At 69.9% G+C, this 961-nt stretch carries 2 pseudogenes; one reads left to right on the top strand and one right to left on the bottom strand.

What is annotated here, in order from left to right:
- Positions 1-558 (top strand): annotated as a pseudogene (locus tag A9W95_RS17590) (hypothetical protein); the annotation flags it as partial.
- A gap of 4 nt (positions 559-562) precedes the next feature.
- Here A9W95_RS17590 and A9W95_RS17585 read toward each other — a convergent pair.
- Positions 563-961, bottom strand: a pseudogene (locus tag A9W95_RS17585) (hypothetical protein); the annotation flags it as partial.

Genomic DNA, 961 nt, shown 5'->3' with positions numbered 1-961 from the left:
CTGCTGGTGTCGCCGACCCCGCAGCACCAGGCGACGATCGATGCGCTCAAGAAGCTCGACTTCGCCGACAGCACGGCCACCGGCGAGGCCATCTTCACCGCCCTGCACGCGGTGAGCGCCCTGGCCATCACGGGCGGCGACACCCCGCCCCCGGCCCGCATCGTGCTGCTGTCCGACGGCGGGGAGAACAAGCCGTCCAATCCCAGCGACCCGCACGACGGGGCCTACACGGCGGCGCGGCTGGCCCGCGACGAGGGCGTGCCCATCTCGACGATCTCGTTCGGCACCAAGACCGGCGAGATCGAGATGGACGGACAGCGTGTCGCCGTCCCGGTCTCGACGGACCAGATGAAGACCATCGCCAAGCTGTCCGGCGGGCAGTCCTACACCGCCAGCAACGTCGCCGAGCTCAACAAGAGCTACAACGCCATCGAAAAGGACATCGGCTATCGCACGGTGCCGGGGCCGGGCAGCGCCGGGTGGCTGCGCCTGGGCGTGATCACCGCCTTGATCGCGACGGCGCTGGCGCTGCTGATCAACCGGCGGCTGCCGGTCTGAGCGCTCAGGAGGGCAGCCGGCGGTTCAGGAACAAGCCGGCCAGGATCGCGCCGGCCAGCGCGACCGCGCCCAGCAGCATCCACGCCATGCTGGCGTCGCCCTTGACGGTTTCGTAGCCGATCTGGCGCTGCAGGGTCGAGTAGACGTTTTTCAGCGACTCCAGGCTGTCGGCGTGGAACGCCTGCCCGTCGGTGATCTCGCAGATCTTCTGCAGCGTCTGGTCGTCGACGGGAACCGGGATGGTGGCGCCCTCGTACTCGACGGTGCCGTACGGCGTCCCGAAGGAGATCGTCGAGATCTGCACGCCCGCGGCCTTGGCGGCCCGGGCGGCGGTGAAGGCCCCCTGCGGGGCGTTGGCGTCCAGCGGCACGTTCTCCGCGCCGTCGGACAGCAGCACGATGCG

This window comes from Mycobacterium sp. 1423905.2 (assembly GCF_001673155.1).
GTDB lineage: Bacteria > Actinomycetota > Actinomycetes > Mycobacteriales > Mycobacteriaceae > Mycobacterium.
The sequence above is the reverse complement of the archived record's forward strand: the minus strand, read 5'-3'. Positions and strand labels throughout refer to the sequence as shown.